24 protein-coding genes are annotated in these 25,261 nt (G+C 35.4%); 12 read left to right on the forward strand and 12 right to left on the reverse strand.

Annotated features, from left to right (window positions below; genetic code table 11):
* The first annotated feature begins 15 nt into the window (after positions 1–15).
* Positions 16–1,047, forward strand: a complete 1,032-nt coding sequence (locus tag AC5YGG_RS03890) for a bestrophin family protein (RefSeq protein WP_496143133.1) — start codon at positions 16–18, stop codon at positions 1,045–1,047.
* A 49-nt stretch (positions 1,048–1,096) separates the two neighbouring features.
* On the opposite strand, the gene AC5YGG_RS03895 is transcribed toward AC5YGG_RS03890, so the two are convergent.
* A complete protein-coding gene (locus AC5YGG_RS03895; RefSeq protein WP_496143134.1) occupies positions 1,097–1,555 on the reverse strand; it encodes an Lrp/AsnC family transcriptional regulator in 459 nt (152 codons plus the stop codon).
* Positions 1,556–1,712: 157 nt separating this feature from the next.
* Between AC5YGG_RS03895 and AC5YGG_RS03900 the strand changes: the two genes are divergently transcribed.
* A complete protein-coding gene (locus AC5YGG_RS03900; RefSeq protein WP_496143135.1) occupies positions 1,713–2,939 on the forward strand; it encodes an aminotransferase class I/II-fold pyridoxal phosphate-dependent enzyme in 1,227 nt (408 codons plus the stop codon).
* A 287-nt stretch (positions 2,940–3,226) separates the two neighbouring features.
* Here AC5YGG_RS03900 and AC5YGG_RS03905 read toward each other — a convergent pair whose 3' ends face one another.
* The 3 genes from AC5YGG_RS03905 to AC5YGG_RS03915 form a co-directional block, all read right to left on the reverse strand.
* The gene (locus AC5YGG_RS03905; protein WP_496143136.1) at positions 3,227–4,231 is read right to left on the reverse strand and encodes a glycosyltransferase family 2 protein; all 1,005 of its coding nucleotides are present in this window, start codon (positions 4,229–4,231) and stop codon (positions 3,227–3,229) included.
* Positions 4,232–4,314: 83 nt separating this feature from the next.
* Entirely contained in the window at positions 4,315–4,710 is a 396-nt protein-coding gene (locus tag AC5YGG_RS03910) for a branched-chain amino acid ABC transporter substrate-binding protein (protein WP_496143137.1), read from the reverse strand.
* Positions 4,711–4,726: 16 nt separating this feature from the next.
* Entirely contained in the window at positions 4,727–5,893 is a 1,167-nt protein-coding gene (locus tag AC5YGG_RS03915; RefSeq protein WP_496143138.1) for a THUMP domain-containing class I SAM-dependent RNA methyltransferase, read from the reverse strand.
* Between the two features lie 137 nt (positions 5,894–6,030).
* On the opposite strand from AC5YGG_RS03915, the gene AC5YGG_RS03920 reads away from it, so the two are divergent.
* Positions 6,031–6,756 carry a class I SAM-dependent DNA methyltransferase gene (locus tag AC5YGG_RS03920; protein ID WP_496143139.1) on the forward strand — a complete coding sequence of 242 codons (726 nt, stop codon included), beginning with the start codon at positions 6,031–6,033 and terminating at the stop codon, positions 6,754–6,756.
* 2 nt (positions 6,757–6,758) lie between these two features.
* Positions 6,759–7,466: a ZIP family metal transporter gene (locus tag AC5YGG_RS03925; protein WP_496143433.1), complete on the forward strand. Its 708-nt coding sequence runs from the start codon at positions 6,759–6,761 to the stop codon at positions 7,464–7,466.
* Between the two features lie 80 nt (positions 7,467–7,546).
* Here the strand turns inward: AC5YGG_RS03925 and AC5YGG_RS03930 are convergent, their stop codons facing one another.
* Both AC5YGG_RS03930 and AC5YGG_RS03935 read right to left on the reverse strand, forming a co-directional pair.
* The gene (locus AC5YGG_RS03930; RefSeq protein WP_496143140.1) at positions 7,547–8,971 is read right to left on the reverse strand and encodes an OmpP1/FadL family transporter; all 1,425 of its coding nucleotides are present in this window, start codon (positions 8,969–8,971) and stop codon (positions 7,547–7,549) included.
* Positions 8,972–9,001: 30 nt separating this feature from the next.
* Entirely contained in the window at positions 9,002–10,099 is a 1,098-nt protein-coding gene (locus AC5YGG_RS03935; protein ID WP_496143141.1) for a prolyl-tRNA synthetase, read from the reverse strand.
* 142 nt (positions 10,100–10,241) lie between these two features.
* Between AC5YGG_RS03935 and proS the strand changes: the two genes are divergently transcribed.
* The 5 genes from proS to dnaJ all read left to right on the forward strand — a co-directional run bounded on the left by proS (position 10,242) and on the right by dnaJ (position 16,545).
* Positions 10,242–11,717 carry a proline--tRNA ligase gene (proS, locus tag AC5YGG_RS03940; protein ID WP_496143142.1) on the forward strand — a complete coding sequence of 492 codons (1,476 nt, stop codon included), beginning with the start codon at positions 10,242–10,244 and terminating at the stop codon, positions 11,715–11,717.
* A gap of 116 nt (positions 11,718–11,833) precedes the next feature.
* On the forward strand, positions 11,834–13,165 hold the full coding sequence (locus tag AC5YGG_RS03945) for a DUF937 domain-containing protein (RefSeq protein WP_496143143.1): 1,332 nt from the start codon (positions 11,834–11,836) through the stop codon (positions 13,163–13,165).
* Between the two features lie 113 nt (positions 13,166–13,278).
* The gene (locus AC5YGG_RS03950) at positions 13,279–14,613 is read left to right on the forward strand and encodes an Nramp family divalent metal transporter (protein ID WP_496143145.1); all 1,335 of its coding nucleotides are present in this window, start codon (positions 13,279–13,281) and stop codon (positions 14,611–14,613) included.
* 172 nt (positions 14,614–14,785) lie between these two features.
* On the forward strand, positions 14,786–15,325 hold the full coding sequence (locus AC5YGG_RS03955) for a nucleotide exchange factor GrpE (protein WP_496143434.1): 540 nt from the start codon (positions 14,786–14,788) through the stop codon (positions 15,323–15,325).
* 101 nt (positions 15,326–15,426) lie between these two features.
* Complete coding sequence (gene dnaJ / locus AC5YGG_RS03960; RefSeq protein ID WP_065393720.1) at positions 15,427–16,545, forward strand: molecular chaperone DnaJ; 1,119 nt, start codon at positions 15,427–15,429, stop codon at positions 16,543–16,545.
* Between the two features lie 84 nt (positions 16,546–16,629).
* Here dnaJ and AC5YGG_RS03965 read toward each other — a convergent pair whose 3' ends face one another.
* Positions 16,630–17,511: a DUF808 domain-containing protein gene (locus AC5YGG_RS03965; protein ID WP_496143147.1), complete on the reverse strand. Its 882-nt coding sequence runs from the start codon at positions 17,509–17,511 to the stop codon at positions 16,630–16,632.
* A gap of 191 nt (positions 17,512–17,702) precedes the next feature.
* Between AC5YGG_RS03965 and AC5YGG_RS03970 the strand changes: the two genes are divergently transcribed.
* Complete coding sequence (locus AC5YGG_RS03970) at positions 17,703–18,572, forward strand: alpha/beta hydrolase (RefSeq protein WP_496143148.1); 870 nt, start codon at positions 17,703–17,705, stop codon at positions 18,570–18,572.
* Between the two features lie 109 nt (positions 18,573–18,681).
* Here the strand turns inward: AC5YGG_RS03970 and AC5YGG_RS03975 are convergent, their stop codons facing one another.
* From AC5YGG_RS03975 to AC5YGG_RS03990, 4 genes are all read right to left on the reverse strand, one after another.
* Complete coding sequence (locus tag AC5YGG_RS03975) at positions 18,682–19,377, reverse strand: DedA family protein (RefSeq protein WP_496143150.1); 696 nt, start codon at positions 19,375–19,377, stop codon at positions 18,682–18,684.
* 85 nt (positions 19,378–19,462) lie between these two features.
* Complete coding sequence (gene prfB, locus AC5YGG_RS03980) at positions 19,463–20,575, reverse strand: peptide chain release factor 2 (protein ID WP_496143151.1); 1,113 nt, start codon at positions 20,573–20,575, stop codon at positions 19,463–19,465.
* Positions 20,576–20,704: 129 nt separating this feature from the next.
* Positions 20,705–21,196 carry a hypothetical protein gene (locus AC5YGG_RS03985; protein ID WP_496143152.1) on the reverse strand — a complete coding sequence of 164 codons (492 nt, stop codon included), beginning with the start codon at positions 21,194–21,196 and terminating at the stop codon, positions 20,705–20,707.
* Between the two features lie 138 nt (positions 21,197–21,334).
* On the reverse strand, positions 21,335–22,684 hold the full coding sequence (locus AC5YGG_RS03990) for an ATP-binding protein (RefSeq protein ID WP_496143153.1): 1,350 nt from the start codon (positions 22,682–22,684) through the stop codon (positions 21,335–21,337).
* A 144-nt stretch (positions 22,685–22,828) separates the two neighbouring features.
* Here AC5YGG_RS03990 and AC5YGG_RS03995 point away from each other — a divergent pair, with 144 nt between their 5' ends.
* Together AC5YGG_RS03995 and AC5YGG_RS04000 are read left to right on the forward strand one after the other, a co-directional pair.
* A complete protein-coding gene (locus AC5YGG_RS03995; protein WP_496143154.1) occupies positions 22,829–23,470 on the forward strand; it encodes a hypothetical protein in 642 nt (213 codons plus the stop codon).
* The gene (locus tag AC5YGG_RS04000) at positions 23,467–24,120 is read left to right on the forward strand and encodes a hypothetical protein (protein ID WP_496143155.1); all 654 of its coding nucleotides are present in this window, start codon (positions 23,467–23,469) and stop codon (positions 24,118–24,120) included. Before AC5YGG_RS03995 ends, AC5YGG_RS04000 begins: the two co-directional genes overlap by 4 nt.
* Positions 24,121–24,157: 37 nt before the next feature.
* Here the strand turns inward: AC5YGG_RS04000 and msrB are convergent, their stop codons facing one another.
* On the reverse strand, positions 24,158–25,258 hold the full coding sequence (msrB, locus tag AC5YGG_RS04005) for a peptide-methionine (R)-S-oxide reductase MsrB (protein WP_496143156.1): 1,101 nt from the start codon (positions 25,256–25,258) through the stop codon (positions 24,158–24,160).
* Between the last annotated feature and the right edge of the window lie 3 nt (positions 25,259–25,261).

The raw sequence follows: 25,261 nt of genomic DNA on the forward strand, positions 1-25,261 counted from the left end.
AATTTTACGTTCCCTATGATCACTACAAAGTATGTCAACTATAAGCAAGTTCTCAATTTATCAGGTACACACCTTATTTTAATTTCTATCTGGTGTACCCTGATTGCCGTCCTTTTTTATTTCTTCAATTGGCACTGGATGACAATTCCCTGGGTTCCAGTTGCACTGATCGGTACTGCAGAAGCATTCCTTGTTGGTTTTAAAAATAATCAGGCATATGACAGACTTTGGGAAGCAAGAAAAATCTGGGGTGGAATTGTAAATTCAAGCCGTTCCTTTGCTTCAATGGTACAGGCTTTTGACACAAAAAATGAAGAAATAGGAACCTTTGATCTCGAAGACCGCAAAAAAAAGATCATTTACCGTCATATTGCATGGCTGTATACTTTCCGTGAACAGCTTTTAGTTCCTACAGAATGGGAGCATATCAGCAGTGAAAATAATAAATTTGGAAATATCAATCTCAGAAGAAACAGATTAATCAAAGCAGGGTTCCCTGATTATGGGCGAGCTCCTATTTTCTTACATAAATATCTTTCAGAAGAAGAATATGAACTGAAAAGTGAATATAAAAATTTTGCAACCTTTTTGATTTCGCAACAGGCAAAAGATATCAATGATCTGAAAAACATGCATGCCATTACAGACTTCAATCAAACCCAGCTTCAAAATACACTGAATGAATTCTATGGTTTCCAGGGACAAGCAGAAAGAATCAAAAAATTCCCTTCACCAAGACAGTTTGCCAGTACAGCATTTGTCTTCAATATTCTGTTCATCACTTTACTTCCATTAGGGCTAGTGAATGAATTTGCAAAACTTGGAGACTGGGGAATCTGGACGTCTATTCCTTTCTGTATCATTATCGGATGGATTTACATCATTATGGAGCTTGTGGGTGATTACTCAGAAAATCCCTTTGCAGGCTTGATGTTTGACGTTCCGATGCTTTCCATCTGCCGAACCATTGAAATAGATCTTCTTCAAATGACCGGAGAAACAGAATTGCCAGATCCTATTGCATCTAAAAATGGAGTCCTTGTATAATAGATCATAAGCAATCAGCAGGAAATCATATTATTCCGACTCTTTAATTTTATAAAACAATTGCCGTAGTATTTTTTACCTCGGAAATCATAAATGAGCTGTGCGTGCTTGCGATGTGTTGAAGCGTCGTAAGTTTCGTCAGCATAAAATTCCTGTAGTCTTCAATATCTTTCACACCTATTTTAAGGATGTAGTCATAATCACCACTTACATGAAAACATTCTGTGACCTCCTGGAGATCCATCACCTCTTTTTCAAACTGAAGAACAAATTCTTTCTTGTGTTGGGTTAATTTTACATGACACAATATTATAAAATCTCTTTTTACCTTTTGCTTGTCTAACAACGCTACATATCTTGAGATCACACCCGAATTTTCCAACTTTTTTACCCGTTCATAAACAGCCGTAACTGATAACCCCAGCTTCCCAGACAGCTCTTTGGTGGTTTGTTTACAGTCTTCCTGCAAAAACAATAACAGTTTCTTGTCAATTTCGTCAAGTTCCATAGATAATTTTTTGGCTGATTTTTAATATCTCCGAAGATAATAATTATATTTTCTAAATAAACAATATTTTATAGTTTTATATTCTATAAATTCAATTTTATGTTGTAATAATTAGGAAAATAACGCAAATTAGGCTTGTAAAATAAAAACAATACTTATGGAAAACTTTAATGCAGCCAACGAGATACAGGATCTTCAGTATTTTGGTGAATTCGGAGGAGTAAACCCTTCTATTTCCGACAGTTCTACCTATACCTTTCTTTCAGCTAAGACCATGTTTGATACTTTTGAAGGAAACGCAGAAGGATGTTATTTATATTCCAGACATTCATCACCAATGAATCTTTATCTGGCACAGGCACTTGCCAAAATGGAAAATACAGAATCGGCAAATGTTACAGCGTCCGGAATGGGAGCCATCACATCCGTTCTGATGCAGGTTTGCAAAAGCGGTGACCATATCATTTCAAGCAGAACCATCTATGGAGGAACGTACGCTTTCCTTAAAAACTTCTTACCGCAATTCAATGTAGGAACTACTTTCGTAGACATCAATAATTTTGAATCTATTGAAAATGCTATTACTCCAAATACTAAAGTGATCTATTGTGAAAGTGTAAGCAATCCGCTCCTAGAAGTGGCAGACCTTAGAAAACTTTCAGAGATCTGTAAAAAACACAATTTAAAATTAATTGTAGACAATACTTTCTCTCCTCTTTCCATTTCACCACAACTGTTTGGTGCTGATGTAGTTATTCATAGCCTAACAAAATTCATCAACGGAAGCAGTGATACCGTTGGTGGTGTATATTGCGGGACACAAGCCTTTATAGATGATACTAAAAATGTAAATTCAGGTGCATGTATGCTTCTTGGTCCTACAATGGACAGCTTGAGAGCATCAAGTATTCTTAAAAATCTGAGAACCCTTCATATCAGAATAAAACAACACAGCCACAATGCCATGTATCTGGCTGAAAGATTCGAACAAGATGGACTAAAAGTATCTTATCCGGGATTGCCTTCTCATAAAAATCATGAATTGATGAACAGCATAATCGATAAGGAATACGGATTCGGAGGGCTCCTTACTTTAGATGCCGGAACAACCGAAAAAGCTAATGAACTAATGGAACTGATGCAGAAAGAAAACCTGGGTTATCTTGCGGTAAGCCTTGGTTTCTATAAAACTTTATTCTCATGTTCAGGAAAATCCACTTCATCTGAAATTCCTGAAGAAGAACGCGCATCAATCGGAATTTCCGACGGTCTGATCAGATTCTCCATCGGTTTAGATCACGATATTAAAAGAACCTATCATAAAATGAAAGAATGCATGCTAAAAGTAGGTGTTCTTAGCCATGAAAACCTTTCTATATCCTAAATTTTATTGTACAAAAGACGGCTGTTTCAAATGAAACAGCCGTCTTTATTTTTTATTATATTTAAATCTTCTTATCAATATACTACTTCAGATCAGATGCAAAAATTGTGGCTAATTGAAAAGTTGAGTTAATCTGAATATAAAGAAATTTCCGGATATACATTTACTTAGAAAAAATTGATTCCATCCTTCCCCCCTTGAAAACATAAGATAAGGAGCTAAAAATTTGCGTTAAATTAAATTGCATGAATACAATATCAAGCTATAGATTACAGCAAAATCCGCTATTATTTTTTGTAATAATGATGTGGAAAAGCCTCCTCCGGCTTCATCTTAAACACATTCAAAAGAACCCATGATTTCAGAAAACCATAACCGTAAGAAAACATCTGAATATAGGTAGAAATCACCGCCATTCCGGCAATACTGATGTTCTTGGTTACTAAAAGAGCATGGAATAATACTAAAAAAGTATACAAACCATAAAAAGCCAGAATAATCCCTCTTCCCAAAAGAAAATACTCAATAAATCCCATAATATATCCTAACATAAATAAGGTAGGAAATGCAAAGGATATTTTCACATAATTTGGATGCCTCTGGTTAAGAATTGGTCTTGCACAGCCAAACTGATAAACTTGCTTAGAGAATTTTCCAAAGTCTACTCTACGTTTATGATACACTGCAATATCATCAAAAAAAGCTGTTGTAAACCCATTTTCCCAAAGTGTCATCGATAAATCCGGGTCCTCTCCTATTCTCATTTCTGAAAAACCTCCTACTTTCTCAAAGACTGTTTTCTTCACTCCCATATTAAAACTTCTCGGCTGGAATTTGGAAACCGCTTTTTTATTTCCTCTGATTCCTCCGGTTGTAAAAACAGAAGTCATAGAATATGAAATCGCTTTTTGCATCAGATTAAACCCTTTATGAGCCTTATCTGCCCCTCCAAATGCATCACAAGGGATCGTCTGAATATCTTTTTTAATATGTTCAATATAATCTTTCTCTACAATCACATCACTGTCCACAAAAACCAGCCACTCATTTGCAGCTCTTTTTGCCCCATAATTTCTTGAAAGCCCTGGTCCTGAATTATCTTTTTTGAAATACTTAATATCAAGCATTTCATCAAATTTCTGGATGGTAGGTTTCAGATCAATTAAAGAACCATCATCTACAATAATGATTTCAAACTCTTTGTCAGTCTGTTGGGTAAGAGAACTCAATAACTCAAAAAGTTCATCTTTTCGGTTATAGATAGCAACAACAATGGAAATACTAGGTTTCAAATTGAAAATTTTTCAAAATTACTTATTCGTGGAAGAAACCACAAACAGTTTAACAGCTTATTGGAAGAATTAATTTTATAATATTAAATAAATATTCCAGATTTATAATAGACACACATGACCAAAGCTATAAAAAAAGCAATAACAGAACAGCTGAAAAGAAGCAGTTTGAAAATACTTTTGAAATAGTAAAGCTCCATAAGATTCAGAAGAAAAAACAGTAAACCTGAGAGGGCTGTTCCTATTAATGAAGACACAATTAAAGCAGTTGTCTGATCTCCTACTGGCAAAGGTTTATAAAAAACGATAAAAAAGAGAACAGCAGCAGCAAGAATAAATCTTGCGCTGACTTTCTCAGTAAAATATTTATCTTTTTTCTTTTCTTTCTTACTGGTACTGGAAATCCTTGTTGAGCCACTACTCGTATTGGAGACTACATCCACTATAACGCCTACAACTTCTAAAATATTCCAAGACATAATTAAGAATTAAATTTTATGATTTATCTTCTAATTTATGTATTTTTTTCGTTCCCTCATACATTTCGTATTGTAAAAATCTCGTTTCCAATTTTCCATTGAAAAGCTTGATTTTTCTTGAAGGACGCAGACCAATCTTTTTTACAGCCTCAAGGTCAGATGAAATTAACCATGCAAGCGTATTTGGATAGCTTGTTTTAAAGGTATCACCTATCTTTTTATAGAAGTCATCATCATTAATGGAAATTCTCTCATCATACGGTGGGTTGAACACCATTAGTAAAGGGAAAAGTTCTTTTTTGGAATCAAAGAAGTTCTGTTTTTTGATCTCAATTACATCCTCCATTTCTGCAGCTTCTACATTCATTCTTGCTGCATTCAGCATTCTTGCATCGATGTCATATCCTACAATCTTTCCATCAAACTGTCTCACTCTATTGATTCTGAATTCTTTAATTTTTGAGAATAGGTCAGCATCATAATTTTTCCAGTTCTGGAATCCGAATCTTTTTCTGAAAATCTGTGCCGGAAGATCCATAGCGATCATCGCCGCTTCAATCAGTAATGTACCCGAACCACACATTGGATCAAGGAAGTTTCCTTTCCCATCCCATCCTGCAAGCTGTAGCATTCCGCTTGCCAGTACTTCATTAATCGGAGCTTCTCCCTGTTCTCTTCTATATCCTCTCTTAAATAAAGCATCTCCTGAAGAGTCCATAGAAATCATCACCAATTCTCTGTCAATATGAAGATGAAACTTGATATCCGGATTTCTGGTTTCTACATTCGGACGTCTTTTATATTTATCCTGAAAATAATCTACAATAGCATCCTTCATTTTCAAGGTTACAAACTGAGAATGTTTGAAAGTTTCAGAATTTACCGTTGCATCAATAGAAAATGACTGATCAAAATCCATAAATTCATCCCAATCAAACTTGAACAATCTGTCATAGAACTGATGCTGATTAAATGCTTTAAACTGATGAATCGGCACTAAAATTTTCAATGCTGTTCTCGCAGAGTAATTAATCTTATAAAGAAAACCAAGATCTCCTTCACAGTTTACCGCTCTGTTTTTAATTTCTACCTTTCTTCCACCTAATTTCTTTATTTCTTCTGCAAGAATCTGTTCCAGTCCGAAGAATGTTTTTATCTGTATTTGTAGATTTTCTATGTCCATAATTTTGACTTAAAAGATTTAAAATATTAATAATCAAAAGATTAACTATTCAATTTCTCACTCAATCGAATTTTTCAATCTTTTAATGTTGTAAAATACTTTGCTTTTAAGACCACAAATTTAACTATTTTTGCGTTATGGAATGGTTTGAATCTTGGTTTGATACCCCTTATTATCATTTGCTTTATAGCAACAGAGACTATACTGAAGCTGAAAACTTCATCACAAAACTTACTGCGGACCTACAGCTTCCGCCTCAATCCAAGATCATTGATCTTGCCTGTGGAAAAGGAAGACATTCAGTTTTTCTTAATAAATTAGGATATGATGTTTTGGGGCTGGACCTTTCAAGACAAAGCATTGAATCTGATAAACAATACGAAAATCAAACTTTGATTTTTGAAGTTCACGATATGCGAAATCCAATTGATGCAGATCCTATGGATGCTGTTTTCAATCTGTTTACAAGCTTTGGATATTTTGATAATGAAAATGACGACAAAAAGGTTTTTCAATCAGTATACAATGCATTGAAACCTGGAGGATACTTTGTTTTGGATTATCTGAATGAAGAATATGTAAGAAATACATTAGTTCCTGAAACTGTAATTACCCGCGGTGATATTGATTTTAAAATTTTGAAAAAAATCGAAGGAAGACATGTGATTAAAGACATTCGTTTTGAAACAGAAGGTCAGTCTTTTCATTTCTTTGAAAAGGTAAAACTTCATACATTGGACGCTATTCATAACTATGCTTCGGAATGTGGTTTCGAAAGAATAAAAATATGGGGAGATTATCAGCTGAACGAATTTAATAAAGAAAGCTCTCCACGTTGCATCAATTTATTTAAGAAAAAATAATGATAACAGTACTTTTACTGATTTTAAGTGTAATTGCCGGAGTGTTTCTGGGAAAGCACTTTGGTAAAAAGGAAAAACTGGCTAAAAACTTATTGATTTTAAGTGCCGGTTTCCTGATTACCATCTGTCTGAATGAAGTTTTCCCCGAGGTTTACACTTCCTCAGCAGGCAGCAATCTGGGAATATTCGTTATTGCAGGAGTTCTTCTGCAAATGATTCTGGAAGCGCTTACCAAAGGTTTTGAACACGGTCACTTTCACCATCATAGCGAGCACAATATTCTACCAATGGCTTTAATGGTAGGACTTTTCATTCATGCATTTATTGAAGGAATTCCTCTTGCCAATGAAGAACATGAATTATCTCCTTATCTTTTGGGAATTGTATTTCACAATCTTCCTATTTCATTTATTCTGGGAGCCTTTCTATTCAACAGAAAAGGAGAATCAAAAAGCTCATCATCTTACCCATCCTTACTGATTGTGGCACTTTTTGCGCTTGCATCTCCCATGGGAATGCTTTTGGGGAATTATTTCAATCCCAATCTTCAGCCTTATTTTCTGGCGATTGTAGGCGGAATTTTCCTTCACATTTCATCAGTGATTATTTTTGAAAGTAATAAAAACCACAATATTGACTGGGTAAAGATAGGATTGGTAGTATTAGGAGTTTCTCTTGCTCTCATTATGCATCTTTTCCATCATCATTAAATAACAATGTTTTATGCATAAAAAAGCTCCGGATTCTAATCCGGAGCTTTTTATTTTTATGGTAATCTCTTAGGAAAAGCTTAGAATTTCCATCCTAACGTAACGAAGAAATTATTTCTGTTATTTTTAACTTCAGATACTACAGAAGCCGGTGATTCAACATCAAAGTTACCTGAGTAATATCCTGTTCCTGAATCTGCATACAAGAAAGGATTTTTATAGCTAGAGCTGATATTCTGATATGCTGCATCCAGATAGAACTGTCCAAAATCATATCCGATACCTACACCAATTGTATTTCTTGCTCCCAAAATCATATCGCTATAATTGGTATTCGCGATTGCTCCTGAGTTATTGTACGCATTGATAGAAAAAGCATCAAAAGGACTTGAAGCATATGAATATCCACCTCTTAGTCTAAAACCTTGAATTCTATATTCTGCTCCTACTTTTACCTCAGACGAATTCTTGTAAAGATCATTATAGAAAGAGTTTATTACACTTTCAGAATCTCCCTGAACTTTATACTTCGGCTTTGTCAATCCTAATGTATAATCTACGTTTAAAGCAAAGTTTTTATTAGGAACAAATGCAGCACTCACTGTAGCCTTCATTGGCGATCTGAAAGTTCTGTCTTCTCCAAAGAACTGATAATAAATATAGCCATCGTTTTTATCCGTATAATATTCTTTGAAAGTTCTGTCGATAGTCCACCAGGTAGGTGTTTCAATGGAAGCTCCCAATCTTAATTGATTACTTACTTTTCCGATAACCCCTAAACTTGCAGAGAATCCGTTTGAACGCTCAGAATATGGTGTAAACTGTTTGCTGTAACTATCTACTGAATTATTGACATCCAATCCGAATAAAGCTGTTTCATTCTGATCAATACTTGCGTAGTGGAAATTTAATCCCGCCCCAATATAAAAACGGTTTTCATAATTGGCACCTACACCAATATTCATTTTAGACTGATTTCCATATCTGTCGTAATTATGCCCAAGATAAGACATATTTGCATTAACATCATTTCCGTCTTTATCTATAAGCTTCTTAGGTACTGATATTTTAGAATTCCCAGCAGTTTCTACATAATTTTCAAGTGCCTGATTGGAATAATTAACTCCAATATTAACAAACTTCCATCCGGTTTGCGACAATAACGGGATTGCGATCACCCCACCGGCATTTCCGAGATCAGTATTATTAACTGTATATTTTACAGAATTCCCACCTAACGTGCTTGTATTTTTATTACTAACAATAGATATGGTTCCTGAAACATCTCCGAAAATAGCTACCCCTACACCTGCCGGGTTCGTCAATAGTGAACTAGCATCACCTCCTAAAGCTCCGTTTGATCCTGCCATAGCATTAAATTTTGCGGAACCAATGTTAGGAGAGTTTGAATAAATCTCAACAGAGTTTCTAATCACTGATATATCCTGAGCCTGCGCAAAAAATGCAGCAGAAATACTCATTAATACTAAAGATTTTTTTAACATTATTTTTTTAATAGTTTATGAAGTTGAAAATTATCTGAATCCACCGGATCTGAATCCACCGCCACCACCTGATGAACCGCCGCTTCTAAATCCACCGCCGCCGGAATTGAAACCTCCACCAGATCTGAAGCCTCCAGAATCATTAGATCTGAAACCTCCGTTATTATATCTTGGTTGTGATTGTTGATAATTAGGTCTTTGTTGAGGCGTAGAATTACGGAATCCTCCAGAATCTCCTGATCTGAAACCTCCGGAGTTTCCATTACGGAACCCACCAGTACTTCCATTTCTGAATCCACCTGTATTTGAATTTCTAAATCCGTCAGAACTTCCATTTCTGAAACCTCCATTAGAATTAGAATTTCTAAAACCTCCTGTACCTGTATTTCTGAATCCGTTATTGTTTCTGGCTGTATTCGTTCCATATACGGCATTGTTTATACCAGTATTACGGAAACCTCTGTCAGTACCGCTTCTTCTGTAAGGTCTGTTATAGTAACTACCCCAGTAGCCGCCTCCATAACCCCAATATGGGTTACCATAGTATCCACCCCAGAATGGATCATAATATCCGCCCCAGTATGGAGAATATCCATATCCCCAGTATGGGCTTCCCCATCCGATAGAGCCTCCCCAGCCCCAGCCGAATGATCCTCCCCAACCCCAGGACATACTAGCACCCCAGCCCCAGCCACGGTTCCAACCCCAATATGGGCTATAGCCACCGTACCAGCCCCAAGGAGATCCATACCCCCATGAGTTGTCATAATAATTTGTTTGGGAGCCTGCATACAATCCCCAATCAGAATCTGTAGCAGATCCCCAATTGGTATTCGTACCACTCCAGTCGTTATATCTGTTTTGCTGATCTCTGGAATTGATCTCCGCATTCTGTATCAGATTAGAATCCTGATAGTAGTCGTAATATTCGCCTACTCTGTTTCCGCTACCATTAATGATCACTCCCTCGGGCAGCGTATCCTTATTGGGATCATAATATACCCCATCTGTCTCGCTATACCCTCCCATCTGAGCACCACAAGACATAAGCAATAATCCACCTGCTACTGCCAAAACTCCTTTAGATTTTAACAGTCCAAGTAAATTTTTATGTATATTTCTTTTCATGATAACGTAAAAATTTTTAATTTAAATTATATTTGCAATCTGTACCAAAAATGTACCAATACTGATTAAAAAATCTATCAAAAATAGATTTTTATTTTTAGATAACAATAATGTGCAAAAGTTAAAAAAATTTTAAAAGATAATGGCAAAACTAACCTCAAGAAGCGAAGATTACAGCAAGTGGTATAATGAGCTGGTTGTAAAAGCTGATTTAGCTGAAAACTCAGGTGTGCGTGGATGTATGGTAATCAAACCATATGGCTATGCAATCTGGGAAAAAATGCGTGATGAAATGGATAAAAAGTTCAAGGAAACAGGTCACGTGAACGCATATTTCCCGCTTTTTGTGCCCAAGAGCTTATTTGAGGCTGAGGAAAAAAATGCAGAAGGTTTCGCAAAGGAATGTGCTGTGGTTACCCATTACAGATTAAAAACAGACCCAAACAATCCTTCAAAACTGATTGTAGATCCGGATGCTAAACTTGAAGAAGAACTTATTGTACGCCCTACTTCTGAAGCAATCATCTGGAATACTTATAAAAACTGGATCCAGTCTTACAGAGATCTTCCTATCCTTATCAACCAATGGGCAAATGTTGTACGTTGGGAAATGAGAACCCGTCTGTTCCTTAGAACGGCTGAATTCTTATGGCAGGAAGGGCATACTGCTCACGCTACAAAAGATGAAGCTGTAGAAGAAGCTGAAAAAATGAACAAAGTGTATGCTGATTTTGCAGAAAACTTTATGGCAATCCCTGTAATCCAGGGGTTAAAGACACCTTCTGAAAGATTTGCAGGAGCTGACGAAACGTATTGTATCGAAGCATTGATGCAGGATGGTAAAGCTCTTCAGGCAGGAACTTCTCACTTCTTAGGACAGAATTTCGCAAAAGCATTTGATGTAAAATTCACCAACAAAGAAGGAAAAATAGAACATGCATGGGCAACATCATGGGGTACTTCTACTCGTTTGATGGGAGCGTTAATTATGACTCACTCTGACGATTTCGGATTAGTATTACCTCCAACATTGGCTCCTATTCAGGTTGTAATTGTTCCTATTTTCAAAGGAGAAGAGCAGTTGGCACAAATCAGTGAAGTGGCATTGGATATTCAGGCTAAATTGAGAGCGAAAGGTATTTCTGTGAAATTCGATAACGATACTCAAAACAAACCGGGATGGAAATTTGCAGAATATGAATTAAAAGGAGTTCCTGTAAGAATTGCAATGGGACCAAGAGATCTTGAAAACAATTCTGTAGAAATTGCAAGAAGAGATAACCTTACTAAAGAAGTTCGTTCTATCGAAGGAATAGATACTTATATTGAAGAATTATTAAAAACGATCCAACAGGACATTTTCAATAAAGCTCTGAATTTCAGAAAAGACAACATTACTAAAGTTGATACTTACGAAGAATTCAAACAGGTTCTGGAAGAAAAAGGAGGATTTATTTATGCTCACTGGGATGGAACTGCTGAAGAGGAGGAACAAATCAAAGATGAAACGAAGGCTACGATCAGATGTATTCCTTTGGATGATGATGTAGAAGAAGGCGTTTCTTTAATTTCAGGAAAACCATCTAAGAGACGTGTATTATTCGCAAAAGCGTATTAAAAATTTTAAAAATTTCAAAAACTTTTGTTAATTTTTAGAGAATAATTCAAAAAAAAATGACATTTAGACGGATTTTTGTTTAAATTTATCTCAACATTAATCTAAAAAAATTTATTATGTCTTTAAATGTCATTGATTTAATTAAAGGGCAATTAGGTCCCGCTTTGGTTTCACAGGCTGCATCACAGTTTGGAGAAAGCGAATCAGGAATTTCAAAAGCAATTGGTGGATTATTACCTGCTGTAGTAGGTGGATTAGCCAATAACGCAGACAACCCGGGTGTGGTGGATGCCATTACAAAAGCCTCTTCCAGTGGAATCTTAGGAAATTTATTAGGTGGATCATCTAATAATCCTATTATTTCCTCATTATTATCTTCAATTTTCGGAGATAAGGTAAGCGGATTAGTGAATTCCATTGCCAGTTTTTCAGGAATCAGCAATACATCTGCAGGTTCTTTGTTAAATTTGGTTACCGGGGCTACAGTAGGTACTGTGGGAAAATATGCGGCAGACAATAATTTGGGTGCTTCAGGTATTTCCAGCTTACTGCATGATCAGAAAGGCATTATTTCTTCTTTATTGCCGGCAGGTCTTTCTTTGGCTTCCTTTGGATTGGGAGCTGAAAATTGGTTTGGACAGGCTAAAGAAACAGTTTCTTCAGTAACATCTACTGCTAAAGATAACATCGCTGAAGGTGTTGCTACAGCAAGAGAAAACGTAAATGAAGGAGCTAGAGAAATAAGAGAGCAATTTAATAATAACAACAATAATAATGAAGGCGGAGGCTCAATCTGGAAATGGTTGCTTCCGCTTTTATTATTAATTGCTGCAGGATATTTCCTATGGAAGCAATGTGAGAAAAAAGAGACCACTACTACAATGTCTTCTTCTACAGATTCTACAGGAACGTCTACAGATACAGCATCTGCAACCACATCCACACCAGCTAACACATCCACACCAGTAACTAAAACTGATGAAAACATTGATCTTAACGGAGTGATGTTAAAAGGTTATAAAGGAGGTATGGAAGATCAGATGATTTCATTCCTGAAGTCTGGCGGTTACAAAAACGCAGCAGATGATGCAGCATTGAAAGATAAGTGGTACGATTTCGATCATGTAAACTTCAAAATGGGAAGTTCTACGGAATTGGAAGCCGGATCACAAGGACAATTGGATAACCTAGTGGCTATTCTTAAAGCTTTCCCTGATGCAAAAGTTAAAATCGGTGGTTATACTGATAAAACAGGAAATGAAGCTTCTAACGTAAAATTATCTCAGGCAAGAGCTGATTATATTAAAGCTGCCTTAGGTAAAGCTGGAGTTGGAGCACAAGTTCTTGGAGCTGAAGGATATGGAAGTAAATTTGCTACAGTAGATGCAAAAGCTTCTGATGCTGAGAGAGCTGCTGACAGAAAAATGTCTGTAAGATTTGCAAAATAATCTTTAGAATCAATAAAAATTAAATCCCGGGAAGTCATTTCCGGGATTTTTTGTGTCCTTATTGTTTGTGTTTACATTTATTTAATTAAATTTGTTAGTCATTTCTAACATTTATGAATTTCAATATAAAAAGCGCTTGGCGAAAAGATAAAACATCACACTCTTTATCAGAAGTATATTCTTCTATTAAAGTTCCTAAAAAAGCTAGTTTCTGGAGAAAATATCTTGCATTTGCAGGTCCCGGGCTTATGATTGCTGTGGGATATATGGATCCCGGAAACTGGGCAACAGATATTGCCGGAGGGGCTCAGTTTGGATATACTCTACTTTCGGTAATTCTTATTTCCAATATTTTTGCGGTGGTTTTACAGCATTTATCTGTAAAACTGGGAGTAGTCGCAGAAAGAGATCTTGCTCAAGCCTGTAGAGATCATTTCAGCCCTACGACCAATTTTATTCTTTGGGTATTTTGTGAAATAGCCATTGCCGCCTGTGACCTCGCCGAGGTTATTGGTTCCGCCATCGCATTGAATTTACTCTTCCATATTCCATTGACCTGGGGAATTGTCATCACAACAGTAGATGTATTGGTCATTCTCTTGCTTCAGGCAAAAGGTTTCCGATGGATCGAAAGTATTGTAGGAGGACTTATTTTTATCATTTTGGCTTGCTTTGTATACGAAATTGTGATTTCAAAACCGGCTTTTAATGAAATCCTCGGCGGTTTAGTTCCACAAAAAGAAATCATTCAAAATCCCGCCATGTTATATATTGCTATAGGTATTTTAGGAGCTACCGTAATGCCTCACAATCTATATTTGCACAGCAGTATTGTACAGACAAGGGATTATACCCGTGATACAGAAGGCAAAAAAGAAGCTATTAAATTTGCTACATTGGACAGTACAGTATCTCTGATGCTTGCTTTTTTTATCAATGCAGCCATTTTAATTCTTGCTGCTGCCACCTTCCACACTACAGGAAATCAACATGTAGGCGATATTCATGATGCTTATCAAATGCTAACCCCTATTTTAGGAGCTTCAATGGCTAGTATTGCATTTGCAATTGCTTTACTTGCTTCTGGACAAAACTCTACACTTACAGGAACTCTTGCCGGACAGATCGTCATGGAAGGCTTTTTAAATATTAAATTAAAACCTTGGTTACGAAGACTGATCACAAGACTTATAGCGGTTATTCCTGCCCTTATTGTCGCTATTCTGTATGGTGAACAGGGAACTACAGAATTATTGGTATTAAGCCAGGTAATTTTGTCTATGCAACTGAGCTTTGCAGTAGTTCCGCTGGTAATGTTTACCAATGATAAAGCTAAGATGGGTGAATTTGTCAATAAACCGTTTTTAAAGGTTGGTGTTTGGATCATTTCGGTTATTATTATTGTTTTAAATCTTTATTTGCTGTACCAGACTTTTACAGGAGAATAGTCATTGACATTTCAACAATATATTCAAACCTTACAGGTTTTTAAAACCTGTAAGGTTTAATTCTGTTTTTACATCAAGTTTAAGCAGTCATTCATCACTATTTTTCTGCCTTAATGTCCTGTTTTTTCCTTTGGCAGAGTCTTTGCGAAACATTCCTGTAAATAAATATTGAATTATGGAAAATCAGGATATTAACGAAGAAAGCATCAATAATCAGGAAAATAACAACGTTCAGGATGAGACAACGTCTCAGGACAATGTGACAGCTACTCCATCTGCTGAGGAACTTTTGGCAGAAGAAAAAGACCGTTACATCAGATTATATGCTGAATTCGAAAACTATAAAAAAAGAACATCGAAAGAAAAAATGGAATTCTTCCAATATGCCAATCAGGATATGATGGTATCTATGTTGGGAGTTTTAGATGATTTCGAAAGAGCCTTAAAAGAAATCGCTAAAAACGGAAATCCGGCTGATCTTCAGGGTGTAGAACTTATCTATCAGAAATTCAAAAATAAACTTACTGAAAAAGGATTAAAAGCAATGGAAGTGAATGCTGGTGACAGCTTTAATGTAGACTTCCATGAAGCTATTACCCAAATTCCTGCTCCATCTGAGGATCTGAAAGGGAAAATCGTAGATGTTATTGAAACAGGTTATACTTTGAATGATAAAGTAATCCGTTTTGCAAAAGTAGTAACAGGAAACTAAAATTCATAAATGATAAATGATGAGTGATAATTGATGAATGTTTCACTTATTAGCTTTACAATATCTTTTATCATTTATCAACAATCAATTATTAAATTGTCATGTCAAAAAGAGATTATTACGAGGTTCTTGAGATCAGCAAATCTGCATCAGCCGACGAAATAAAAAAAGCATACCGTAAAATGGCTATCAAATTCCACCCGGATAAAAATCCAGGGGATAAAGAGGCTGAAGAAAAATTTAAAGAAGCTGCTGAAGCTTACGAAGTATTAAGCGACGATCAGAAGCGTGCCAGATATGATCAGTTCGGTCACGCCGGAATGGGCGGAAATGGTGGTTTCGGAGGCGGAGGCTTCGGAGGCGGAATGAATATGGAGGATATTTTCAGCCAGTTTGGAGATATTTTCGGTGGTGGTTTCGGAGGATTCGGCGGTGGCGGCGGTGGTCGTCAGCAGGTAAAAGGTTCTAATTTAAGAATCAGAATCAAGCTGAACCTTGAGGAAATGGTAAACGGAACTCACAAAACCATTAAAGTTAAAAAAATGAAGATGGCAGAGGGTGCCACTTCAAAAACATGTCCTACCTGTAACGGTTCCGGTGTTCAGCTTAAGGTGATGAACACGATGTTTGGTCAAATGCAGACTCAGACGACTTGTGGTACTTGCCAGGGAATCGGAAAAGTTGCTGATAAAATTCCTGCCGGAGCTAATGCTCAGGGTCTTGTAAAAGATGAGGAAGAAATCACGATCAATATTCCAGCAGGAGCAAGAGACGGAATCCAGCTTAATGTAAGAGGAAAAGGAAATGATGCGCCGTTCGGTGGTACTCCGGGTGATTTATTGGTAATCATTGAGGAAGAAGTAGATCAGACCATCAAAAGAGAAGGAGACAACCTTCACCAGGAATTATATGTATCATTTGCTGAAGCCGCTTTAGGAACGAAAAAAGAGATTCCTACAGTAGGTGGAAAAGTGAAGATCACTGTTGATCCCGGAACACAATCCGGAAAGATCCTAAGATTAGCAGGAAAAGGTCTTCCAAGTATCGACAGCTATGGTAAAGGAGACATGTTTATTCACATCAATGTATGGACACCACAAAAACTTACGAAGGAGCAAAAAGACTTCTTTGAAAAGCAAATGTCCAGCGGAGAAATGGTTGCAGAACCGTCCGGAAAGGAAAAAACTTTTTTTGATAAAGTAAAAGATTTATTCAATTAATATAAAAAGAGGCATTAGCCTCTTTTTTTGCTATAAAAAACCTGTATCGAATGATACAGGTTTTCTCTTATATTTTGATATTCTTTATTTCTTAGTAGCTAAAGAGTAAATTGATTTTCCAATTGTAAAAACAAGCACTGCTGCAATCCCTCCAACGATTCCAAATGTGAACTCTTTTAAGATCGCAGGCCATGTAGGTAACAATTCATGCAGATAATGAATATTATGAGCAAAAATACCGCCTGAAACTAAAATCAATGCAATAGTTCCTACTATTCCTAATAGTTTAATAATAATCGGTAATGCTTTAACCAACAAATGTCCAAGCTTTGAAATAACTCCTTTATCGTGGCTTTTCTTGATCAGACTGAAACCCGCATCATCCATTCTCACAATAAGTGCAACAATTCCATAAACACCTACCGTAGCAATAAAAGAAACAAAAGTAACGGTAATAATTTGTGTAATAAGGGGATGTTCTTGCTGAATAACCGTTCCCAAAGCAATAATTACAATTTCGATGGAAAGAATAAAATCAGTTCTGATAGCAGAATTGATTTTTGCTTTTTCAGAAACCTCTGAGTTCTCATCTCTTTCACTCTCCTCTACTACTTCATGTCCTTTTTTAGAACGGTGAAAAAGGAATTCTATAATCTTCTCAACACCTTCAAAAGCAAGATAAATACCTCCCAGAATAAGGATCATCTCAATAGCAGGCTTATACAGCCAGTTGAGAAGAAACGCAATGGGAAGAATAATCAGTTTATTGATAAATGAACCTTTAGTAATTGCCCATAATACAGGAAGTTCTCTGGAGGAAAGAAAGCCCGTTGCTTTTTCTGCATTTACTGCCAGATCATCTCCCAAAATACCTGCTGTTTTTTGTGTAGCTATTTTACTGGTAACGGCTACATCATCCATCAATGCAGCAATATCATCTAAAATTGCAAAAAAGCCTGATGCCATATTTTAATGTTTTTTTAATATCTGTTAACTTCCGTAAAAATAAATATTTAATTCTATTTAAAAACTGTTTTATATCAAATACCTGAAAAGATCGTAAAACTAAAATTAACATCCTGAAAAACAATATAAAAACCTATACAAATCATATCTTTTCATTACTTTTGATGCTCTTTTTTCAGTAATTTTAATCTATGAAAAGGATCATTTTCAGATATCATTTTTTCATTATGGGATGCATCAGTTTCCTGTTGCAGTCGTGCAATACAAAGTTTAGGGTTTGGGTAGGACCCGGTGGTCAGCAAAAAATATATAACCTGAAATACGGAGAGCATAAAAGACAAAAAATGGATGTTTTTCTGCCCAAAGATTATGCTGGAGATTCACCAGTGGTTCTTATTGTTCATGGTGGAGCCTGGACGATGGGAAAAAAAGAACATATGATCCAGATCCAGAAAATGTTGTTTGAAAATAAAATTCCCAGCATCAATATGAATTACAGATTAGTTTCTCAGCGCAAAAAAATCACCTACAAACAACAGCTTGAAGATATTGGCTCTGTAATTGAAAAGTTTAATTCTTTAGCAGAAAAAGCAGAGCTTCAACCAAATAACTATATTATTCTCGGAGAAAGTGCCGGCGGACATCTAGCCTTGCTTTACGGATATCGAAATCCTGAACAGATCAAGAAAATTATTTCTTTAAGCGGTCCCACAGATTTTTACAGTTCCGAGTATCTGAAATCTTTTTACTCTCAATATACCTCTCCTACTTTTCAAAAGGTTGTAGGAACAAAATTTGAACGTACAGGGCTTTCAGAAGCCTTTAAAGAAGCCAGCCCAATTGCAAATATTACCAATGTCCCTACTCTGTTATTCCAAGGAAATAATGACTTTCTGGTTAATCAGCATCAGGGAAAAGCCATGGATTCTGCTCTTACAAAAATGAAGGTCCCTCATAAATTTATTTTTATGGAGAGAACCGGACACGTTCCAAGGTTTTTCAGCAAAAGAAAAAGAGACAGTATTATCTATCCTAATATTCTGAATTGGATTAAAAATTAACCTAGATAACCCACTGAAAATACTTTAAAGAAAAGTTTTGTGTACTTGTGGATCATAAAAAAAGCTGTCTCAAAATTGAAACAGCCCTGTGTATTTTTATATTGAAATTTTATTCAAAATCATTATTTTCATATTTAGAAAAATCTTCTTTCTTTCCAAACATAAATTTGATAATCACCGGAAGTGTAGTTACCAAAACAATAACAATGATAATATATTCCAGTTTTTCTTTAAGATTGATCCCAAACTGATCCATGAATAATTTATCAAGATAATGTCCTGCAAAGATCAGGATAAATGACCATAAAACAGCTCCGATAATATTATCCCTAAGGAATTCCTTTTTATCCATTTTTACAATACCGGCAACAATAGGCGTAAATGTTCTTACTACAGGTAAAAATCTCGCCATAATAATCGCCAAAGCACCATGTTTTTCAAAGAAATCATGAGCCTGATAAAGATATTTCTTTTTGAACAGCATAGAATCCGGTCTTTTATATAAAGCGGGTCCTGCTTTTCTTCCAAAATAATATCCTACTTCATTTCCTACAATAGCAGAAAGCGCCACTCCGGAAGCTAATAGTGTGGTATCTAAGAAATCGCTTCCTGTAGAACCAAAAGTCTCTTTGATGATTTCAACGGCATAAATACCTGAAACAAACAGTAGCGAATCTCCTGGTAGAAAAAATCCTACAAAAAGACCTGTTTCAGCAAAAACAATAAATAATATAAGCCAAAACCCTCCCATTTTAATATAAAACTCCGGGTTTAATAAATCCTTCCAGCTATTGAAATCTTCCATATATATCGATGAACAACAAAAATAGGTCTAAAATATCTTAAACAAAAATTAATTATAAGATTTTAACTAAAATTTCACATGATATTTATAGGTCCAGATCATCATCGGAAACTGCCGTCCCATCAGCCATTAAGAAAGCTTTAAGGAAAGGAGTAATATTTCCGTTCATTACAGCATCTACATCTGAGGTTTCATGACCTGAGCGTACATCTTTTACCAATTTGTAAGGGTGCATCACGTAATTTCTGATCTGGCTTCCCCACTCGATCTTCATTTTGTTTGCTTCAATCTCATTTCTTGCCTTCATACGTTCTTCCAATTCCATTTCGTATAATCGGGAACGAAGGAGCTGCATTGCTTTTTCCTTATTCTGAAGCTGCGAACGTGATTCTGAGTTTTCAATAATAATTCCGGTAGGTGCGTGACGAAGACGTACAGCTGTTTCTACCTTATTTACGTTCTGACCTCCGGCTCCGGAAGACCTCATCGTTTCAAAAGATATATCTGCAGGATTAATATTGATTTCTATGGTATCATCTACCAATGGATAAACATATACGGAAACGAAACTGGTGTGACGTTTAGCATTGGAATCAAAAGGTGAAATTCTCACCAGCCTGTGGACTCCGTTTTCACCTCTTAAATATCCGAAAGCAAATTCTCCCTCGATTTCAAGGGTAACGGTTTTCACTCCTGCTACATCACCTTCCTGGAAGTTCAGCTCACGGATCTTATAGCCTTGCTTTTCTGCCCACATCGTATACATTCTCATCAGCATAGATGCCCAGTCACAACTTTCTGTTCCTCCGGCTCCTGCCGTGATCTGAAGAACGGCAGACAATTCATCTCCTTCGTTGGAAAGCATATTTTTGAATTCAAGGTCTTCGATTTTTTCTACCAACTGCGGGAAAGTTTCATCCAATTCTTTTTCAGAATCCGGATCTTCTTTGGCAAAATCAACTAAAACCTGTAAGTCTTCAAACTGCGTCTGAATTTCATCGTAGCTTTCTACCCATTTTTTTTTGGAACGAAGCTGCTTAAGGAAAGCTTCTGCTGTTTTAGGGTTATCCCAAAATTCAGGAGCAGCCGTTTTTTCATCATCATTAGCAATTTCTATCTTCTTTTTTTCAATCTGAAGGTATCTGTGTAAATCTTCAATTCTGGATTGAACTTCTTTTATCTGGTCGTTGTTGATCACGATTTTTTCTTTTTACAAAAATAAGGATTTCTTTTAGAGTGGAAAGCGAAGAATACATTGTTCAGAATTTTAAATTTATGGTTTGCACTTATCTCAAATCTATTATCCATTCCTCTCTTATTCTTTATCTCATTCTTCCCTTATTTCAGCTTCAAAAATTTTTCTCAGATATTCTTTTGATTTCTGACTTTCTAATTTGAAACATATCATGGTAAGCCCATATATAAATAACAGCATTATCACAGGAATCAAAACCACTCCTTTTGGTTCTTTATCTCCTATTCCTTTCGTGAATAACATCACAAAGAAAAGGAATGTAAATAAACACCACACCGTTAAAAATAAAATGACAAACACATCCAGTTTCATGGTCACCTGTATTTGTGTTCCGTAATTATTTTTTTCAATGGTTCCCTTTATATTAGGTAGAAATGAATTTCTGTAGCTTATATTTCTGTTGATATCAAAACTGTTAGTCTTTACAGAACCTTGATAGTCTTTGGTAAAGTTCCTTCCAAATCTAAATTTTTTCGGTTCAACAACATCTGAAAGTTTCCTCATTATTTCCTGTTCAGACAAATTGGTGTTGAAAATAATATGTTCAAAAGGTAAATATTTCATTAAGTTTAATTCTTTAATAGCATCATAAGTAATGAATGATAATGCAAAACATAAAATAGGATATAATAGATAAAGAAGCTTATCGGATTAATAAAACTTTAGCAAACAACACATTAAAATTCAAAATTTCAAATCCCGCTACTCTTCTTTCTCGTCGTTATGTTGAAATCCAATAGCACGTCTTGGCTCCTCTACTACTTTATAGGTTTCAAGTTCGCTTTTAAGTGCCTGAATTCTGAACTGAAATTCATCAAAATTATTGATAATCACATCTGCTAAAAATCTTGCCACCTGATCAAGATATTCTTCAGTAAGTTTGGCAGCAGCATCACGTAAAGCTCCATTTAAAAGCTTTTGATCAATCTTAAGCTTTTCGTTTCGGGTTCTTTGATACAGATTTTTAATACGTTTTTTTAAGCTTTGTGTAAAATCAATCAGCATGGTATTGCTGAAGACTTTCATTTTTGAAGATATATCATGCCAGAAAGGAACTTTATCCGCTTTATTATTTTTAAGAATTTTGTAAAGTAAGGAATCTTCTTCAAGTCCTTTTGTCATAGCATATAAAATGATCTCAGAACGTTCTGATGCATTGGGTGGAAATATCGGAATCATTACATCAAATCTTCCGGGGGCAAGAACTTCTTCATCAATTTCTGAAACGGAATTGGCGGAACCTACCATCAAAACGCCTTCTTTTTCAAATTTTCCGATATAGTGGAGTATCAATTCCTGAGCTTCAAGATTACAGGATGCAATATCTGTTTCTGCTTTTCGCTGCATCATTATTTCATCAAAATCATCCATGAAAAGCAGCATTTTATTTTCTTTCATCATGGCAAGAAGAAAATCACTGAAAGTAATTTCATTCCCATCAATCATTGAAGTTCCCAAATAATGTTTTTTAACTTCTTTAAATTGATATCCGATAATTTCTGCAATTTTATTTGCCCAGAAAATTTTTCCGCTTCCCGGAGGTCCGTACAGAATAATACCGGCAGGTTTGTTAATTCCCCAATCTTTAATCTGCTGGGGATTCAGGAACGGCTCTAGCACTGTTGAGGTATAAAAAAACAAATCTTTATACCCTATAAAATCTCTTTGCTGAAGGCTGGTTTTATGTCCGAAATAGTCATATACAAATTTATAGTTGCCACCAAGTTTATTGTCTATCCCATAACTTGAAATAGAAGATTTGAAAAAACCATTGTCGAAAATATTGAGATTATTATCTTTTATTGCTTTTTCTACTTTGTCTTTAGGCTGATTGATGACTTCTGCAATCTGTTCAAGTGTTTTATTTTTGTCAAGATCTTTTTCGTAAAGTCTTAAAAAATCTACATTTTCACGGGCAAATTTTTCAAAGTCTTCTTTCACGTCAAAGTTTGTACTGATACAGTCTACCAATTCAAGATCAAAATCCTGTATAAACTGTTTGATGGCTTCTGCAGAGACATTAAGTTCTTCTGCGAGTTCAATTAGCTTCATATTTCCCTATTAGTTCTATCAAATTTAATATTTTAATCTTAATTCTCACCAATACACCTTAATTTTAATAACAGCACTCAATTTCTACCAATGTTTATTCTTTCAATCTCAAATTATTTTTTAATTTTATCAAAAACGAATAGGATGAAAAAAATATATTATGTTCCGGGGCTCATTAGTGCTCTATTACTTCCTGTTCTATTTTGGTATTATGGAAATCAAAGGGTTATTCCTAAATACACAGTGATGGATCTGGGAATACCAGGCAAAATCAGACCCGAACGTCCTTTCGAAAATACTTTTGAGGCTTATAGAAACTGGAAGTATAGAAAAATCATTGTACAGCCTAATAATGCCTTGCAAAATCAGCAATATTATATTTCTGAATTAAAAAAATTACAGACAAGAAATGAGAAAGAAACCGGAATTGAATTTGTGATCAATGATAAGAATAATTACGAAGATTTCATAGCCATCATAAATGTAATGTATCTTTCTAAACAGGAAACATTTTGTGTTGATATAGAAAAAACAGGGCATCTTTTTGCAGTTCATGAATATGTTGACTCTAATAAACATATTCACCGTGGATATACCTGTGTAGTTGGACCCTACATTGATAATTATAAAGAAGAAAATCAATACAGAGGTTTTGACAGATTAAAATCTTTCGCAGAACTTCCAAAACAATCTTTTTATATGATTTTTGGTTTTTTATTATTTATAAATATTTCCATGTTCAGTATAAAAGAAAATTTTCAAATTCATCGAAAAAAGTTAGTATGAAAAGAGTGTTTTATTTTCCAGGTCTGATCAGTGCTTTAGTAATACCTGTTTTGTTTTGGCATTTTGGCAACAGTAAAATTGAAGAAATAACCACAGCAATAATAGATATTAGAATTCCTGCTCAATTAAAAAAAGACAAAAGCAATTATAATGATACTCTTGAGCCATTAAGAAGCTGGAATTTCAAAAAAATAGAAGTTCCGGCAGGTAAAGCAAAAGAAAAGTCAGATGTATATGTTTCGGAAGTGAAAGCATTACAACAAAGAAATGAGAAGCATACTGGTATTGAATTTATTTTAGGAAAAGAAAATACATATGGAGACTTTGTTTCTATTCTCAATGATATGCATATTTCAAGACATGAAGAATATGGTCTGGATCTGGAAAAAACAGGGAATTTACTTGTTCCTGTTACTTATCTGGATCCATTGGCAAAGCCCTGTGGACTTTGCGATGATGTTATAGAAGTTATAGACCATGGTTCATTCACATCAGCTTCTATGCCTGAACCTACTATTTTTGATAATATCCAACACTTTCTGATCCAAATGACTAAAGAAGCTTATTTTCTACTATTGGGATTTCTTATACTATCCTATTTTTCAATAGTAAGCTTTAAAGAAAGATTTCAAAAATCTACATTCAACTAAAAATAAATGGCTGCCAATTGGCAGCCATTCTTTCACATTACTTTTTATCTAACAACGGAAGATATTTTCCGTATCCTTTACTTTCCATTTCAGCTTTTGGGATAAATTTCAGGGAAGCACTGTTGATGCAGTAACGAAGACCTCCTTTATCCTCCGGTCCATCGTTGAAAACGTGTCCTAAATGCGCATCTCCGGTTTTACTTCTAACTTCTACCCTTGTCATTCCGTGAGTACGATCCAGCTTCTCATCAATTAAACCTTTAGTAATAGGTTTTGAAAAACTTGGCCAGCCACAACCGGATTGAAATTTATCTGTTGAGACAAACAAAGGTTCCCCTGTTGTAATATCTACATAAATTCCTTCACGGGTTTCATCCCAATATTCATTCTGGAAAGCTCTTTCCGTACCATTTTCCTGAGTGACATTATATTGTTCTGCTGTAAGTTTCTCTTTCAAAACCTTTTTATCCTGTTTCTGATAAGCAGTTGCTTTTGGCAGTGGATTCGCTTTTTTAGCCATTTCAAAAAGTCCGGGCTCAATGTGGCAATATCCGCCTGGATTTTTATCCAGATAATCCTGATGATACTCTTCGGCTTTATAAAAATTTTTCAAAGCTATGGTTTCCACAACAATCGGTTTACTATAGTTTTTTGCCAGCTTCTGAACTTCACTCTTCACTACAGCTTCATCATTTTTGTCTGTAAAATAAATTCCCGTTCTATACTGATTTCCTCTGTCATTTCCCTGTTGATCAATACTTGTAGGATCAATTGTTTTAAAATAAAGATCAATCAACAATTTAAGATCTACTTGTTCAGGATCATATTTCACTTTCACTGTTTCTGCAAATCCTGTTGTATGGCTTACGACTTCTTCATAGGTAGGATTTTGCTTATTACCGTTAGCATATCCTACTTCTGTTCCTACCACACCGCGGATCTGCTGAAAAAAGTGTTCAGTTCCCCAAAAACATCCGCCTGCAAAATAAATTTCCCTAAGATTCTTGTTATCCATAATTTCCTGTTTTTCTTTTTTTACTTCTACTTCAATAGGCTTATTGTTTTTAAAAAGCCCTGTTCCGGCAGCAAAAACTGCTATACCCAGAATAATACCGAGTACAATTAATATATTTTTCATATT

Source organism: Chryseobacterium sp. CS2K3 (assembly GCF_059515185.1).

What these genes read in the sequence shown, in the direction of transcription:
- AC5YGG_RS03890 (WP_496143133.1), top strand. Translation starts at nt 16, where the DNA reads ATGATCACTACAAAGTATGTCAACTATAAGCAAGTTCTCAATTTATCA.
- AC5YGG_RS03895 (WP_496143134.1), bottom strand. Translation starts at nt 1,555, where the DNA reads ATGGAACTTGACGAAATTGACAAGAAACTGTTATTGTTTTTGCAGGAA.
- AC5YGG_RS03900 (WP_496143135.1), top strand. Translation starts at nt 1,713, where the DNA reads ATGGAAAACTTTAATGCAGCCAACGAGATACAGGATCTTCAGTATTTT.
- AC5YGG_RS03910 (WP_496143137.1), bottom strand. Translation starts at nt 4,710, where the DNA reads ATGTCTTGGAATATTTTAGAAGTTGTAGGCGTTATAGTGGATGTAGTC.
- AC5YGG_RS03915 (WP_496143138.1), bottom strand. Translation starts at nt 5,893, where the DNA reads ATGGACATAGAAAATCTACAAATACAGATAAAAACATTCTTCGGACTG.
- AC5YGG_RS03920 (WP_496143139.1), top strand. Translation starts at nt 6,031, where the DNA reads ATGGAATGGTTTGAATCTTGGTTTGATACCCCTTATTATCATTTGCTT.
- AC5YGG_RS03930 (WP_496143140.1), bottom strand. Translation starts at nt 8,971, where the DNA reads ATGTTAAAAAAATCTTTAGTATTAATGAGTATTTCTGCTGCATTTTTT.
- AC5YGG_RS03935 (WP_496143141.1), bottom strand. Translation starts at nt 10,099, where the DNA reads ATGAAAAGAAATATACATAAAAATTTACTTGGACTGTTAAAATCTAAA.
- proS (WP_496143142.1), top strand. Translation starts at nt 10,242, where the DNA reads ATGGCAAAACTAACCTCAAGAAGCGAAGATTACAGCAAGTGGTATAAT.
- AC5YGG_RS03945 (WP_496143143.1), top strand. Translation starts at nt 11,834, where the DNA reads ATGTCTTTAAATGTCATTGATTTAATTAAAGGGCAATTAGGTCCCGCT.
- AC5YGG_RS03950 (WP_496143145.1), top strand. Translation starts at nt 13,279, where the DNA reads ATGAATTTCAATATAAAAAGCGCTTGGCGAAAAGATAAAACATCACAC.
- dnaJ (WP_065393720.1), top strand. Translation starts at nt 15,427, where the DNA reads ATGTCAAAAAGAGATTATTACGAGGTTCTTGAGATCAGCAAATCTGCA.
- AC5YGG_RS03965 (WP_496143147.1), bottom strand. Translation starts at nt 17,511, where the DNA reads ATGGCATCAGGCTTTTTTGCAATTTTAGATGATATTGCTGCATTGATG.
- AC5YGG_RS03970 (WP_496143148.1), top strand. Translation starts at nt 17,703, where the DNA reads ATGAAAAGGATCATTTTCAGATATCATTTTTTCATTATGGGATGCATC.
- AC5YGG_RS03975 (WP_496143150.1), bottom strand. Translation starts at nt 19,377, where the DNA reads ATGGAAGATTTCAATAGCTGGAAGGATTTATTAAACCCGGAGTTTTAT.
- AC5YGG_RS03985 (WP_496143152.1), bottom strand. Translation starts at nt 21,196, where the DNA reads ATGAAATATTTACCTTTTGAACATATTATTTTCAACACCAATTTGTCT.
- AC5YGG_RS03990 (WP_496143153.1), bottom strand. Translation starts at nt 22,684, where the DNA reads ATGAAGCTAATTGAACTCGCAGAAGAACTTAATGTCTCTGCAGAAGCC.
- AC5YGG_RS03995 (WP_496143154.1), top strand. Translation starts at nt 22,829, where the DNA reads ATGAAAAAAATATATTATGTTCCGGGGCTCATTAGTGCTCTATTACTT.
- AC5YGG_RS04000 (WP_496143155.1), top strand. Translation starts at nt 23,467, where the DNA reads ATGAAAAGAGTGTTTTATTTTCCAGGTCTGATCAGTGCTTTAGTAATA.
- msrB (WP_496143156.1), bottom strand. Translation starts at nt 25,258, where the DNA reads ATGAAAAATATATTAATTGTACTCGGTATTATTCTGGGTATAGCAGTT.